At 70.3% G+C, this 12859-nt stretch carries 15 protein-coding genes; 5 read left to right on the plus strand and 10 right to left on the minus strand.

The genetic code is table 11. The features are described 5' to 3' along the window. Positions 1-16 precede the first annotated feature (16 nt). Positions 17-334 carry a hypothetical protein gene (locus KIH74_RS06145; protein WP_214154791.1) on the minus strand — a complete coding sequence of 106 codons (318 nt, stop codon included), beginning with the start codon at positions 332-334 and terminating at the stop codon, positions 17-19. A 69-nt stretch (positions 335-403) separates the two neighbouring features. Here KIH74_RS06145 and KIH74_RS06150 point away from each other — a divergent pair, with 69 nt between their 5' ends. The 3 genes from KIH74_RS06150 (at position 404) to KIH74_RS06160 (ending at position 3902) form a co-directional block, all read left to right on the plus strand. Continuing rightward, the gene (locus KIH74_RS06150; protein ID WP_214154792.1) at positions 404-1246 is read left to right on the plus strand and encodes a LysR family transcriptional regulator; all 843 of its coding nucleotides are present in this window, start codon (positions 404-406) and stop codon (positions 1244-1246) included. Between the two features lie 92 nt (positions 1247-1338). Further along, positions 1339-3045, plus strand: a complete 1707-nt coding sequence (locus KIH74_RS06155) for an IlvD/Edd family dehydratase (RefSeq protein WP_214154793.1) — start codon at positions 1339-1341, stop codon at positions 3043-3045. Continuing rightward, entirely contained in the window at positions 3042-3902 is an 861-nt protein-coding gene (locus KIH74_RS06160; RefSeq protein ID WP_246571799.1) for an SMP-30/gluconolactonase/LRE family protein, read from the plus strand. The genes KIH74_RS06155 and KIH74_RS06160 overlap by 4 nt, the downstream gene beginning before the upstream one ends. Before the next feature lie 141 nt (positions 3903-4043). Here the strand turns inward: KIH74_RS06160 and KIH74_RS06165 are convergent, their stop codons facing one another. After that, positions 4044-4490, minus strand: a complete 447-nt coding sequence (locus tag KIH74_RS06165) for a cupin domain-containing protein (RefSeq protein ID WP_214154795.1) — start codon at positions 4488-4490, stop codon at positions 4044-4046. A gap of 440 nt (positions 4491-4930) precedes the next feature. Here KIH74_RS06165 and KIH74_RS06170 point away from each other — a divergent pair, with 440 nt between their 5' ends. Next, positions 4931-5626, plus strand: coding sequence for a DUF4231 domain-containing protein (locus KIH74_RS06170; protein WP_214154796.1), 696 nt, complete (start codon positions 4931-4933; stop codon positions 5624-5626). 23 nt (positions 5627-5649) lie between these two features. On the opposite strand, the gene KIH74_RS06175 is transcribed toward KIH74_RS06170, so the two are convergent. Then, positions 5650-6393 carry an SDR family NAD(P)-dependent oxidoreductase gene (locus KIH74_RS06175; protein WP_214154797.1) on the minus strand — a complete coding sequence of 248 codons (744 nt, stop codon included), beginning with the start codon at positions 6391-6393 and terminating at the stop codon, positions 5650-5652. 90 nt (positions 6394-6483) lie between these two features. On the opposite strand from KIH74_RS06175, the gene KIH74_RS06180 reads away from it, so the two are divergent. Next, positions 6484-7110, plus strand: coding sequence for a TetR/AcrR family transcriptional regulator (locus tag KIH74_RS06180; protein ID WP_214154798.1), 627 nt, complete (start codon positions 6484-6486; stop codon positions 7108-7110). Positions 7111-7192: 82 nt separating this feature from the next. On the opposite strand, the gene KIH74_RS06185 is transcribed toward KIH74_RS06180, so the two are convergent. From KIH74_RS06185 to KIH74_RS06215, 7 genes are all read right to left on the minus strand, one after another. Beyond that, positions 7193-7927 carry a hypothetical protein gene (locus KIH74_RS06185; RefSeq protein ID WP_214154799.1) on the minus strand — a complete coding sequence of 245 codons (735 nt, stop codon included), beginning with the start codon at positions 7925-7927 and terminating at the stop codon, positions 7193-7195. A gap of 4 nt (positions 7928-7931) precedes the next feature. Further along, complete coding sequence (locus KIH74_RS06190; protein WP_214154800.1) at positions 7932-8246, minus strand: hypothetical protein; 315 nt, start codon at positions 8244-8246, stop codon at positions 7932-7934. Between the two features lie 12 nt (positions 8247-8258). Further along, a complete protein-coding gene (locus KIH74_RS06195; protein WP_214154801.1) occupies positions 8259-8750 on the minus strand; it encodes a nuclear transport factor 2 family protein in 492 nt (163 codons plus the stop codon). Continuing rightward, entirely contained in the window at positions 8743-9978 is a 1236-nt protein-coding gene (locus tag KIH74_RS06200; RefSeq protein WP_214154802.1) for an aromatic ring-hydroxylating oxygenase subunit alpha, read from the minus strand. Before KIH74_RS06200 ends, KIH74_RS06195 begins: the two co-directional genes overlap by 8 nt. A gap of 61 nt (positions 9979-10039) precedes the next feature. Next, positions 10040-11050: an ABC transporter substrate-binding protein gene (locus tag KIH74_RS06205; RefSeq protein ID WP_214154803.1), complete on the minus strand. Its 1011-nt coding sequence runs from the start codon at positions 11048-11050 to the stop codon at positions 10040-10042. A gap of 74 nt (positions 11051-11124) precedes the next feature. Further along, positions 11125-11982: an ABC transporter permease gene (locus KIH74_RS06210; protein ID WP_214154804.1), complete on the minus strand. Its 858-nt coding sequence runs from the start codon at positions 11980-11982 to the stop codon at positions 11125-11127. Then, positions 11979-12803 (minus strand): ABC transporter ATP-binding protein, encoded by an 825-nt coding sequence (locus KIH74_RS06215; protein ID WP_214154805.1) that lies wholly within the window; start codon positions 12801-12803, stop codon positions 11979-11981. Before KIH74_RS06215 ends, KIH74_RS06210 begins: the two co-directional genes overlap by 4 nt. Positions 12804-12859 lie beyond the last annotated feature (56 nt).

The raw sequence follows: 12859 nt of genomic DNA on the forward strand, positions 1-12859 counted from the left end.
CGCCGGTCCTCCTTCCTCAGGCCACCACCTCGTGATTGACCCAGGCCACCCGGTAGGGATGACGCCCCTGCCAGGTCTGGATGATCTGCCCGGCCGCCGGCGTGGCGAACAGGGCGGCGAGGTCGTCCGCGGTCTCCACGCCGAACTGGATCACCGCGGTCGCGATCATCGCTGGAATCTCGTCCTCGCCGGGCACCGGGATGTGCCGTTGCGCGGAGAAGCTGCGCAGCAGGCCGGTGTCCCGCACCACGACCTCGATGTCGGTCAGGAACTGATCGAGCTCGGGGTCGGGGATCGGGCCGGTGAACGAGACGAGCATGGTGTGGTTGATCATGCATCGATCTCACCGCCTGCGCGTCGCTGCGTCCAATACCCGTCAGGCCTCGGGCGATAGCCTGGCGGAATGGATCTGCTGGAGACGCGGGAGCTGCGCTACTTCGTCGCGGTGGCCGAGGAACTGCACTTCGGCCGAGCCGCGCAGCGCCTGCACATCGCCCAGCCGGCCCTGTCGAAGACGGTGCAGCGCATCGAGTCCCGGCTCGGGGTGAGCCTGCTGGAGCGCACCAGCCGCAGCGTCACCCTCACGCCCGCCGGGCGGGTGCTGCTGGAACAGGGCCGGCACGCGCTGGACGCCGTCGCCGTCGCGGTCGAGAACACCCGCCGCGCAGGCGATGACGGGCATCTGCGGCTGGTCATGAAACCCGGCGGCGACGCGGGTCTGCTGTCCGGCATCCTCGCCGCATTCGCCGGGCACCCGGGAGCCCGGCAGGTCGACATCATCTTCTCCGGCGGCGCCGATCGGGCCGGTCACCTGCGCGACGGCCGCGCCGACGTCGCCCTGCTCTACGTGCCCTTCGACGATCTCACCGGTCTGGACGCGCACACCCTGCACACCGAGGACCGCGTCGCTCTGCTGCCGGCCGGCCACCCGCTGGCCGGGCGGGAGCAGATCCGCACCGCCGACCTGGCCGGCGAGACCTTCCCGCGCTGGCGCGGCGTGACGGTGGAAAACGTCTCGGGCGGGCCGGAACTCGCCGATGTGGCCGAGCTGGTCCCGATGGTCCGGATCGGGCGGGTGGTGGCCGTGCTCCCCCGCTCCCTCGTCGCCCCGGCACCGCCCGGCACGGTGTGCGTGCGGGTGGCCGACGCCGAACCCAGCCGCATCGTCATCGCCCGGCACGAGCACGACCGGCGGGAGGCGGTGCTGGCCCTGATCGAGGCGGCGGTGACCGCCGTGCGCGCCTGACCACCCGGCGACCGGGCCCGGCCGTCACTGGCCCCCACCGCACCCCGCTGCTACGGTGCGAATCGCCGGGATCGGCCCGATCAGGGAGTCGGATGCGCAGCGACGCGTGGTACGCCGGGGACGACCGCAACGCCTACATCCACCGTGCCTGGATGAGACGAGGGGTGCCCGGCTCGGCCTTCGAGGGCCGCCCGCAGATCGCGATCGCCAACACCGCCTCCGACCTGACGCCCTGCAACTCCCACCTCACCGAGGTCGCCCGGTCCGTGAAGAACGGCGTGTACGAGGCCGGCGGCATCCCCCTGGAGCTGCCCGTGGTCTCGCTCGGCGAGACCCTGGTGCGGCCGACGGCCATGCTGTGGCGCAACATGGCGGCGATGGCGACCGAGGAGATGCTGCGCGCCAACCCGATCGACGGGGTAGTGCTGCTCGGTGGCTGCGACAAGACCATTCCCTCGCTGCTGATGGCCGCGGCCTCCGTCGACCTGCCGGCCGTGGTGGTGCCCGGTGGGCCGATGCTGACCGGCACGTTCCGCGGCGTCCCCCTCGGTTGCGGCACCGACGTCTGGCGGCTGTCCGAGGAGGTGCGCGCGGGAACCCTGTCGCAGGACGACTTCCTGAGGAGCGAGTCCGCGACCATCCGCAGCCGTGGTCACTGCAACACCATGGGAACGGCGTCCACCATGGGCCTGCTCGCCGAGGCACTCGGCACCGTGCTGCCCGGCACCGCGGGCACCCCCGCGCCGGACAGCCGCCTTCTCGAGGCGGCCCACGAAACGGGGCGGCTGGCGGTCGGTCTCGTCAATGATGGACGACGTCCCAGCACGATCCTCACCCGGGCGTCCTTCCACAACGCCATCGTGACCCTCGCGGCGATCGGGGGTTCCACCAACGCCGTCGTGCACCTCCTGGCCATCGCCGGGCGTCTCGGAATCGACCTGACGCTGGACGATTTCGACCGGATCGGCTCGCGGGTGCCGCTTCTGGCCGACCTGGCCCCGGCGGGCCGGTTCCTGATGGACGACCTGTTCCGCGCCGGGGGCCTGCTGGCCGTGCTGCAACAGGTTTCGGACCTGCTCGACCCGACCGCCCTGACCGTCACCGGGCGTCCCCTGGTGTCGTATCTGGACCAGGCCGCGATCTGGGACCAGGAGGTGATCCGCCCCCGCGCCCGGCCCCTGCTGGCCGAAGGCGGAATCGCACTGCTGAAGGGCAATCTCGCGCCGTCCGGCGCCGTGATCAAACCCGCCGCCGCCTCGGCGCACCTGCTGCGCCACCGCGGCCGGGCGGTGGTGTTCGACAGTATCGAGGACTTCCACGCCCGCGTGGACGACCCGGACCTGCCGGTCGACGCCGCCTCGGTGCTGGTGCTGCGCGGCTGCGGGCCCAAGGGTTATCCGGGCATGCCCGAGGTCTCGAACATGCCACTGCCGAAGAAGCTGCTGGAGGCGGGCATTCGCGACGTGGTGCGGATCTGCGACGGCCGGATGAGCGGAACCGCCTACGGCACCGTCGTTCTGCACGTCACCCCGGAGGCAGCGGCCGGCGGCCCGCTGGCCCTGGTGCGCGACGGCGACTGGATCGAGCTCGACGTGCCCGGGCGCACCCTCACCCTGGACGTGCCCGCCGGCGAGCTGGCCGGCCGCGAGGCCAGTCCCGGGGCCGCAGCGGCCTACGCGGCCCCGGTCAGGGGCTGGGAGAAGCTGTACGTTGACCATGTCCTACAGGCCGACACCGGCGCCGACCTGGATTTCCTCGTCGGTTCCTCCGGTGACCAGGTATCCCGGGAGTCGCACTGAGCGGGTTCGAAGTTGTCGGGGGAACGCACTACGTTCTCGGTGAGGGGCCGGTGTGGGACGAGGCACGTGGCGTCGTGCGCTGGGTGGACATCGAGGGTGGCCAGGTCTGGGAGGGTCTGCACGAGCCCCGCGTGGTGCTCCGGCGTGAGCCCACGCTGGGTGCGGCGGTGCACAGCGAGTCCGGCGACCTGCTGCTGGCCCTGCGCCGCGATCTGGAACATGTGGACGCCTCGGGAGACGTAGCCGGCACAGTCCCCCTCGTCCCACCCGGCGTCAGCAGCCGCCTGAACGACGGGAAGTGTGATCCGGCGGGCCGTTTCGTGGTCGGCAGCATGGCCCTGGACGAACGCCGCGGGCAGGAGAAGCTGTGGCGGCTGGAGCACGACGGCTCGGTGACGGTGCTCGACGACGACCTGTCGCTGTCGAACGGCCTGGGCTGGAGCCCCGACGGCGCCACGATGTACCACGTCGACACCCTGCCGGGCATGATCTGGCACCGAGCCTACGACCCGGACACCGGTGCGGTGGGTGAGCGTCACCTGCTGGTCGCGATGGGCTACGCCGACGGCCTCAGCGTGGACGCCGACGGCAACCTCTGGGTGGCCGTGTGGGGCGGCGGGCAGATCCGGGTCGTCTCCCCGCAGGGCGTGCTGCTGGAGTGCCTCGACACCGGCGCGCCCCTCACCACCAGCTGCGCCTTCACCGGCCCCGGCCTGGACCAGCTGGTGGTGACCACCGCCGACCAGACGGTGGCGGGCGTCCCCCGCACCGACCGCTCCGGCGTACTGCTGACCCGGCGCACCGACCAGCGCGGGCTGCCCGCCACCCCCTGGCGGCCGGTGGCTCTCGAACGCTGAGGTGTCCGGCACGCTCATGGCACCGGTCCGCGTTCAGTGCTGTTCACGGTATTCCGCATGACCAGGCAGGTGGAACGGATCGAGGTTGAACGAGCCATAGCCATGCAGGAGGAATGCGCCCGCGACCACATCGGTCACGGCCTACTGGAAGTCACAGCCCGGGTTCGGCGCGTCTTCCGACAGTGGTGAACCGGTGGGCAGCACGTACAGCACCTCCAGCACCACCGGGGTGGTGCCGTGGTTGACGCCGATGTGCACGTGATCCGGGCCGGCGGGTTCCTGGATCAGGCTGCCACGCTTGTAGACCCCGTCCGAGGCGCAGGTGTCGTCGTAATGACTCAGCGTGCCCTGCTTGACCTTTCCGAGGAGCACGCCGTCGTGGTAGTGCCATCCGGTGGCCTGTCCTGCCGGGAGCGTGACCTCCCGCAGCACGAAATCCGTGTCACCGATCGTCTTCTGGGAGATGATCGTGCCGGTCACCCCCGGACCGGGGGGCGTGGCCCGGGCGGCACCCGCGGCACCCAGCGTGAACGTGGCCGCCATGACCGCCGCCAGGCCGGCCCGCAGGGTCTTCTTCGTCGTCGCCATCAGCGTCCCCTCTGCTCTTCCCGTCGTCCCCGCACTGGCCGGTCACCTGCATCACCGGTCCGTGAGCTTGCATGACGGTGTTCCCATCGTCTCCCGTCCCGACGGGATCCATCCAACCAAGCCGCACTGAAACGGGTGTGAAACCGCACTTCCCGGCCCATCCTGCGGACAGGAAGTGCTTCTCCACCCGGGCGGTGGCCGGGTCACGGGCATGATCGCCGCGAAGACCTCCACCGCACAGCGCTTCACGCCCAGCCGGGTCAGCAGTGATCCCTCGGCAGCCGCCCGGCCACCTCGGCGTAGCGGGGGTGGATCCGCGTCATGACCGGGAGTCCGCCGAGGTGTGCTGGACGGCGGGTTCAGTGGATGTGTACCCGGCGGACCGGGACGATTCGCGGCATTACGCCACCGGCACGCTCTCGCCCGTGGATCATGGGCGGGTGAGCAGGACGCTTCTGACGGACGACGACATGCGGCGACTCGTCGAGCAGTGCGGATACGAGGAGATCCTCGATCAGCGGGCCCGGGACATCGTCCGGGTCAAGGCGAACCGGCAAGACGTCTTCAGCAAGGAGGCCCGCGAGGCCTCGGCCCTGAGCGCACTTCACTGGGCTGCCCGTAAGAGCCTGTTCCGCAACCGTTCACAGCCGATATCCAGGACGCCGTACCGGCACGACCCGGCCGGCCGCCGTTTCAGATACCGGGAGGACGTCGACGCCCTGATCACGAACTACCGCGACCTCTCCCGGCGGGGCAAGCGGATGAACACCGTCCTCCAGCTCACCATCATCGGTGGGTCGGCGATGGCCACCATCCTGACCGCGGCCTCCGGCGAGCATCCCGCCGTCCGCTGGTGGGCGGCCGGGTTGTCGGGCGTGGTGAGCGCGACCGCAGCCGTCATCGCCTACTTCAAACCCCGCGAGCACGCTCACGACCAGCAGTCCACGGCCGATGCGATCGAGCTGGAGCGCAACCAGTTCGACCTGGGCATCGGGCACTACGCGTCACTCCCCGTGGAGGAGGCGACCCGGGAATTCACCGAGCGGGTGGAGAGGGCGGTCACGGAGCAGCGGCAGCGGGAGTTGCAGATGGATCAGTCGACGCCCGACCCCTCGTCGTCCGGCCAGGCCCGCTGAGGCCTACTGCCGGGCGACCACCCTCAGATGCCGTTCTCCCCGCCGTCCACGTAGAGGTTGGCACCGAGCACGAAGCTGCTCTGCGGTGAGGCGAGGAACGCGACGGCGGCCGCCACCTCCTCCACGGTGCCGTGCCGCCCCAGTGGCACGCCCGCGCGGAAGGTGGCCTCGACGGCCTCCGCGTTCTCCCGCCCCACCATCTTCGCCACGGCCGGGGTGCTGATCGCCCCGGGAGAGACGGTGTTGACCCGGATACCACGGCCTTTCAGCTCGTTGGCCCAGGTGCGGCCGAACAGGCGCAGCGCGGCCTTGCTGGCGCCGTAGGCACCGAAGCCCTCCCAGCCGTCGTCCGCGCGGGTGGAGGAGTTGAGGATGACCGACGCGCCCTCGTTCAGCAGGGGCAGCGCCTTCTGGACGGTGAAGACGGTGCCGAGAATGTTGACCCGGTAGATCCGGTCGAGCAGTTCGACGTCCATCTCCTCCAGGCGGGCGAAGCCCGCGGTGCCCGCGTTGGCGAACACGACGTCCAGGCCCTTCCCCCGGGCCCGCACCGCGTCGTACAGCCGGTCCAGGTCGGCGGGCTGCGAGACGTCCCCGGGCACCGCGGTGGCCGAGCCGATGACCGCGGCGGCCTTCTCCAGCTCGGCCTCGCGCCGGCCGGTGATGAAGACGTGCGCCCCCTCCTGGGCCAGCCGCACCGCGGCCCCCAGGCCGATCCCGTCGCTGCCGCCGGTGACGACGGCGGTCTTGCCTTCCAGCTGCCCCATGATGACCTCCCACTATTTCGGTACCGATCGGAACCGAATGAGAAGCTAGCACATCGGCACCGTTCGGTACCGAATAGGTAGGATGGCGGCATGAGCGAGCAGGGGAGGCCGCTCGTCGGCCGGCCACGGGCCTTCGACGCCGACGAGGCGCTGGAACGAGCCATGCGCGTGTTCTGGGAGCGCGGCTACGAGGGGGCCAGTCTCAGCGACCTGACCGAGGCCATGGGCATCACCCGGACCAGCATGTACCGCGCCTTCGGCAACAAGGACGAGCTCTTCCTGAAGGCGCTGGCCCGCTACGACCAGGGACCGGCCGCCTACGGACGGCAGGCCGTGGCCGAGCCCACCGCCCGGGCGGTGGTGACGTCCTTCCTGCACGGGGCCGTGCTCACCACCACCGGACCCCAGTCACCGGCCGGATGTCTCGGCGTGCAGGGCGCACTGGCCGTCGGCCCATCCGGGCAGGGCGCGCAGCGCGCGCTCGCGGCGTGGCGCGACGAGGGCCGCGAGATGCTGCGACAGCGTTTTCAGCGGGCCGTCGACGAGGCGGACCTGCCCGAGGGCACGGACGCCGCCCGGCTGGCCGGGTACGTCATGACCGTCGCGTTCGGGATCGCGGTGCAGGCCGCCGGCGGCCTGACCCGTGCCGAACTCCAGCAGATCGCCGAAACCGCCCTGCTCGGCTGGCCGTTCACGCCACCGGCCGATCCCACCTGACCCGCCGCGCAGACCCGGGACGCGCCTGCGCAAAACCGTCGTGGCCCGGCCCGGCAACCGGACCGGGCCACGACGGGGCGGATCAGCTGTCGCGGAACCCGAACAACCGGCGTCCTGGCTCCAGCGGCACGGGCACCCCGGCGAACCGGTGCACCCCGACCACCCACGGGCCACCCCGCCGCACCGCGACCTCCTCGAACGGCCCGGCCGCGAAAACCCGCAGCACCTCGTCCACGTCGGCGAGCGACTCGCCGTAACTGCTCCACACCACGGTGGCGCCCGGGGCACACAGCATCGGGAGGGCGTCCACCAGCGTGCGGGTGTCCGGCACGTCGATGTTGGCCAGCACCCCGCACAGCAGCACCAGGTCGGCCGGCGCCCGGCCGGCGTAGGCGTCCGTGGTTCCCGCGTCGGTGACCACCACGTCCACCGTGGTCAGCCGCGTCGAGCCGAGGGCGCCGTGCAGGAAGGACGCGTTGAGCGGGTCCAGTTCCAGCATGCTCGCCCGCACGTCGGCGCCGCGCGGGTGCGAGATCAGGATCGGCAGCAGGTCACGGGACTGGCCCGCGCACACGCTGAGCGCGCGCAGCGGGCCGGGGGCCGTGCCGTCGAGGTAGGCCACGAGCTGGTCCTGCACGGCGGCCAGGCGGTCGGTCTGCTCCGACTCCAGGTCGTCGTAGGGGGCGTGCCAGGAGTACCAGCTCTGCTCGGTGAGCGTGGCCCCCTGGGTCCGGCCGGGCACGCTGTGCCGGTCGTACTCCTCCTCGTGGTCGTGGTCGTCCTCGTCCAGCAGGTCCTCCAGCAGGTTCGTGATCACGCGATCACGCCTCCAGGCCCAGCCGTTGCAGGTGGTCCTGGGCGGTGCCGGGCACGGTGCACTCCAGCTGCTCGGCGTTGAGGGCGGCCATGCCCTCGATCTTCTTGGTGGCCAGGTGCTCGGCCTCGAACTCGGCCATCGACCCGAACGACGCCTCCAGCACCATGTGGTGCAGGCCGCCGAAGGCCGGGGCGTAGACCGCGTAGGGGGTCAGCCCGTTCGCCACGAGCAGCTCGTTCTTCCTGCGCTGGGCCGCCATGAAGGTGGGCAGGGTGCCGAATTTCAGGTTGCGCAGCACCTGGTGCCGGTAGGTCTTCATGTTTCGTTGCTCCTAAGGGGTTTTCATGTGCGGAACCTTCACCCAGCCCTGATCGAACGGGGTGGTGAAGAAGTTGTGCACGCGCATGTACGACAGCAGCCACCGGCCGTCCACGCGGCGGAAGTCGTTGAAGTACTTGCCGGCGATCCACAGCGGCTCGCCGCCGCGGTAGGTGCAGGCCTGGAAGTACATGAACTGGCCGGTGGCGCTGTCGCCGTCGACCTGCACCGCGGAGTTGGTCACGAAGTGCGCCGAGAACGGCATCCGCTCCACGTTGCGGTCGAACTTGGTGATCAGCGCCTCGTGCCCGGTCGCGGCCCAGCCCGGGTTGCCGTGCGGGCCGATGCTCTCCCACGAGCCGTCCTCGGTGAACAGTGCCGCGACCTTCTCGCCCTTGCCCGACTCGGCGTCAGTGGCGGCCATGTAGCTGGTCATCAGCCCCAGGCAGGCCTCACGGGACTCGAGCAGGTCGAGCCGGGCCAGCACGGCCTCAAGATCAGACATCGACGGTGACCGCCTTCCGGTAGCGCTCGATGAGCCACTGGTTGAGTTGCGGGATGTTGGACTCCATCCAGGACAGCGGGCCGCGCGGGGCGAACCGCGAGCGCAGGCCCTGCTGGAGTGCGGCGGTGGTGACGGCGTCCTGGTGGATGGCGAGGGCCTTGCGTTCCATGAACTTCTCGTAGGCCTCGTGGAAGCCGGGTTCCTCCACGGCCGACTTCGGGTAGAGGTTGACCCGGCGCAGGTCGAACGATCCGGGGCCCTTGGGGTAGATGAAGGCCAGCTGCACGAACGTGGGCTGGAGGATGGAGAACAGCATCGGCGGGATCGACGCGAACATCACCCGGCGGCGCTGCTCGTCGGTCAGGCCCGGGATGATGGCCGTGGTGCGCTTGCCGTCGGTGCTGGCCAGCCCGGCGTTCTCGTCCACCAGGTAGGTCGGGTGCATCACCTGGTTGTCGCCGGGCTCGAACGGGTAGAAGCGGGCGTTCTTGGCCGGGGCCGCCTCGTGCACCCCGCGGTGCACGTAGCTGGTGTGGTAAGGCTCAAGGGCGTTGTCGTGGTGGATCTTCCAGTTCCACTGCTGGTCCTCGAACACGAAGGCCGGCATCGGCACCAGCTCGTCCAGGCCGAAGGTGGACAGCTCCTCGTCGATGCGGCCGATGCCCTGCCCGAGCGGCTGCGCGGTGTCGTCGAAGTTGATGAAGACCATGCCGTGGAAGACCTCGTGCCGGATCTGCGGCAGGCGGATGGTCTCGCGCAGCCGGTTCACCGGCACCGTCTCGGTCATCGACGGTGCCGCCGCGAGTCGTCCCTCGAGGTCGAAAGTCCAGTTGTGGTAGGGGCATTTCATCACCTTGCCGTTGAGGCACGGCGAGGCCGCGTCGCGGCCCTCGCCGGCCAGGCCGCCGAACAGCGGCTGGCCGCGGTGCTGGCACACGGCCGACATCACGCGCACGTCGCCGGCCTGGTCGCGCAGCATGACGATCGGCTCGTCGAGCACGGTCAGCGGCAGCTGGTCGCCGGGCTCGGGGATCTCGTTCACGTGGCCGATGCACAGCCACTCGCGCCCGAAGATCGCCTCCTTCTCGAACTCCCAGAAGTCCTGCCCGGTGTACACCTCGGGCGGCAGCAGCCGGGCGGTGGCCACCGGGTCGGTGCACGCCTCGACGTCGGCGAGCACCCGGCGGGCCGCTTCCAGGGCGTGCCTGCTCAGCGGTCGCTTGGTCATGATTTGGCTCCTCGGTGGGTCGGCGCCGGAGCCGGTGAGGTCACCGGCTCCGGCGGGAAGATCAGGGCAGGACGGGCGAGTCCGGCTGGTAGTCCTGGGTGCTGAAGTCGGACACCGGAACCTGGGTGGCGAGTCCGGCGTCCACCAGCACCTTCTGGGTCTGGGTCAGGCCGTCCTCGGTGAAGCTGCCGTAGCCGGCGGTGGATGCCTTCCAGTTCTCGATGTAGGCGTCGAGGCTGAACTCCAGCGCGTCGGCGTCCACCTCGGCGCAGTTCTCCTGGAGGGTGGCCAGGGCGGCGTCACGGTTGTCGACGACCCACTTGGTCGACTCGGCGAAGGCGGTCATGAAACCCTTGGCCGCGGTGTCGTTGTCGCTCAGCCACTGGTTGTTGGCCACGATGGTGTGCCCGTAGGTGGGCACGTACTCCTGCATCGGCATGACCGTGAGATCGGGCAGGGTGTCGAGGATCTCCTTGGTCGAGGCGGTGTTGTAGAAGATCACCATCGCGTCGATCTTGCCGTCGAGGAACTCCGTGGTGGTCGCGTCGTCCGAGGGGATCACGTCGACCTTGCTCACGTCGATCCCGGTGGCCTTCACGAAGGCGTCCCACACACCGCCCTCGAACTGGTCGGTCTGCACGGCCAGCGAGTGGCCCTCCAGGTCTTTCGGCTCGGTGATCGAGTCGTCGGCCAGGATGGTGACGGGGCCGACGGTGGAGGCGGCGCCGATGACGGTGAGGGGCAGTTCCTCGCCGGCGCCGATGATGACCGGCGGGGCGGACAGCTCGGCCAGGTCGAACTCACCGGTGGCCACCAGGGGCACGGTGTCGGAGCCACCCTGGCCGCGGTCGTAGCTCAGGTCGATCCCGTTCTTCTCGAAGATGCCCTGTTCCAGGCCGGAGTAGATCGGGGCCCAGGTGCCCTCGCAGGTCCATTCGAAGGCCATGTTGACGGGGGTGAGGCCGCCCTCGGCGGAGGCGCCGCCGCTGTCGGATCCGCAGGCGGACAGGGCGAGGACGGCGCTGAGCCCGACGACCGCGAGGGCCTGGGGGCGTCGCAGGGAGAACGGCATGGTGGAGGGACCTTTCACACGGGGGTCACACAGGGGGGTCACACGGGGGTCGCAAGAAGGGCGAGCCGGGTGGTTCAGCGGACGACGGTCTTCCAGGGCACGACGATCTTCTCGAGCCACACGCAGACGTTGAAGAAGACCAGGCCGACCAGGCAGGACAGCAGGGCCAGCACGAAGACGGCAGCGGTGTTGAGCTGGGCGCTGTAGACGGTGATCAGGTAGCCGAGTCCCTCGCGGGAGCCGATGTACTCGCCGAGCAGGGCGCCGACCACGGCGCCGGGGGCAGCCACCCGGAACGAGGAGAACAGGTAGGGCAGCGAGTTCGGGATGCGGACCCGGGCGAGGATCGAGAACTCGCTGGCGTTGGCCAGTTTCATCATGTTGACCAGGTCTTCGTCGACCGAGGTGAGTCCGTGGGCCACGTCGACGATGATCGGGAACACGGCGATCAGGCAGGAGCAGATGACGATCGGGACGCCGCCGCGGCCGAACCAGATGATCAGCAGAGGGGCGATCGCGACGGTCGGCATCACCCGGATGATGTTGAGGAACGGGAAGGCGATTTCCTCGAACAGCGCGCTGCGGCCCATCGCGACCCCGAGCACCACGCCGATCACGACGGCGGCGGCCAGGCCGTACAGCGACATCCGGGTGGTGGCCCACAGGCCGTTCAGGAACAGCTCGTGGTGGTTGCCGAACTGCTCGACCATCGCCGTGGGCGCGGGCAGCACGTACTTCGGGGTGTCCAGCGCGCGCACGGCACCTTCCCACACCAGCACCGCGACGGCGAGCACCATCCAGGCGCGGGTGGCGCGAAAAGCCGTGAACAGGGCCCCGGCCCGGCTCTGTGGCGGGATGACGGCGCGAACCCGGCCCCGGGCGTCCGGGCCCGGTTCGCCGGTCACGACGGCCTCGGTGGAGGGGGCGGTCATCGGTTGTCCTCCAGCGCGGTGCGGATGCGGTGGGCGATGCGGGCGAACTCCGGGGTGTCCTTGAGGTCGTTGCTGCGGGGGCGGGCGAAACCGACGTCCACGACGTCGACGATCCGGCCCGGGTGGGCGGCCATCACGACGATCCGGTCGGACAGGAACACCGCCTCGGGGATGGAGTGGGTGACCACGACGATGGAGGCGTCGGTGGTCTCCCAGATCCGCAGCAGCTCGGTGTGCATCTCGTCGCGGGTGATCTCGTCGAGCGCGCCGAACGGCTCGTCCATCAGCAGCACCCGCGGTTCCATCATCAGCGCCCGGGCCAGCGACACCCGCTGGCGCTGGCCGCCGGACAGCTGCTTGGGATAACGCTTCTCGTAGCCGCCGAGGCCGACCACCTCGAGCTGCTCGCTGATCGTCTTGCCCGGCCTGCGCTGCCGTCCGCGGGCCACCTGGAGGGGCAGGCGGATGTTGCCCTCGACGGTGCGCCAGGGCGCCAGCACGGCGTCCTGGAACACCATGCTGAGCAGGCCGGAGCGGCGCGCCTCGTCCGGGGTGCGGCCCAGGATGGACAGGCTGCCCTGCACCGAGGCGTGCGGCAGCAGGCCGGCCAGCGAGCGCAGCAGGGTGGACTTGCCGCAGCCGGAATGACCGACGATGGAGACGATCTCGCGGGGGCGGACGGTGAGGTCGACGCCCTCGACGGCGACCACGGCGCGTTCGCCGCGGCCGTGGACGATGCAGACGTCCCTCAGGTCGACCCGGTCCGGTTCGGGGTCGGGTGCCGCCGTCTTCGGTGTGCTGGTACTGAGTTCAGCGGTCACGGTGTGCGTCCTGTCTGTCCTCGGCGGGCTAGGTGGTCCGTGAATGTTGTATCCAG

This window comes from Kineosporia corallincola (assembly GCF_018499875.1).
Classification (GTDB): Bacteria; Actinomycetota; Actinomycetes; order Actinomycetales; family Kineosporiaceae; genus Kineosporia; species Kineosporia corallincola.

What these genes read in the sequence shown, in the direction of transcription:
- KIH74_RS06145 (WP_214154791.1), bottom strand. Translation starts at nt 334, where the DNA reads ATGATCAACCACACCATGCTCGTCTCGTTCACCGGCCCGATCCCCGAC.
- KIH74_RS06150 (WP_214154792.1), top strand. Translation starts at nt 404, where the DNA reads ATGGATCTGCTGGAGACGCGGGAGCTGCGCTACTTCGTCGCGGTGGCC.
- KIH74_RS06155 (WP_214154793.1), top strand. Translation starts at nt 1,339, where the DNA reads ATGCGCAGCGACGCGTGGTACGCCGGGGACGACCGCAACGCCTACATC.
- KIH74_RS06165 (WP_214154795.1), bottom strand. Translation starts at nt 4,490, where the DNA reads ATGGCGACGACGAAGAAGACCCTGCGGGCCGGCCTGGCGGCGGTCATG.
- KIH74_RS06175 (WP_214154797.1), bottom strand. Translation starts at nt 6,393, where the DNA reads ATGGGGCAGCTGGAAGGCAAGACCGCCGTCGTCACCGGCGGCAGCGAC.
- KIH74_RS06180 (WP_214154798.1), top strand. Translation starts at nt 6,484, where the DNA reads ATGAGCGAGCAGGGGAGGCCGCTCGTCGGCCGGCCACGGGCCTTCGAC.
- KIH74_RS06190 (WP_214154800.1), bottom strand. Translation starts at nt 8,246, where the DNA reads ATGAAGACCTACCGGCACCAGGTGCTGCGCAACCTGAAATTCGGCACC.
- KIH74_RS06195 (WP_214154801.1), bottom strand. Translation starts at nt 8,750, where the DNA reads ATGTCTGATCTTGAGGCCGTGCTGGCCCGGCTCGACCTGCTCGAGTCC.
- KIH74_RS06200 (WP_214154802.1), bottom strand. Translation starts at nt 9,978, where the DNA reads ATGACCAAGCGACCGCTGAGCAGGCACGCCCTGGAAGCGGCCCGCCGG.
- KIH74_RS06205 (WP_214154803.1), bottom strand. Translation starts at nt 11,050, where the DNA reads ATGCCGTTCTCCCTGCGACGCCCCCAGGCCCTCGCGGTCGTCGGGCTC.
- KIH74_RS06210 (WP_214154804.1), bottom strand. Translation starts at nt 11,982, where the DNA reads ATGACCGCCCCCTCCACCGAGGCCGTCGTGACCGGCGAACCGGGCCCG.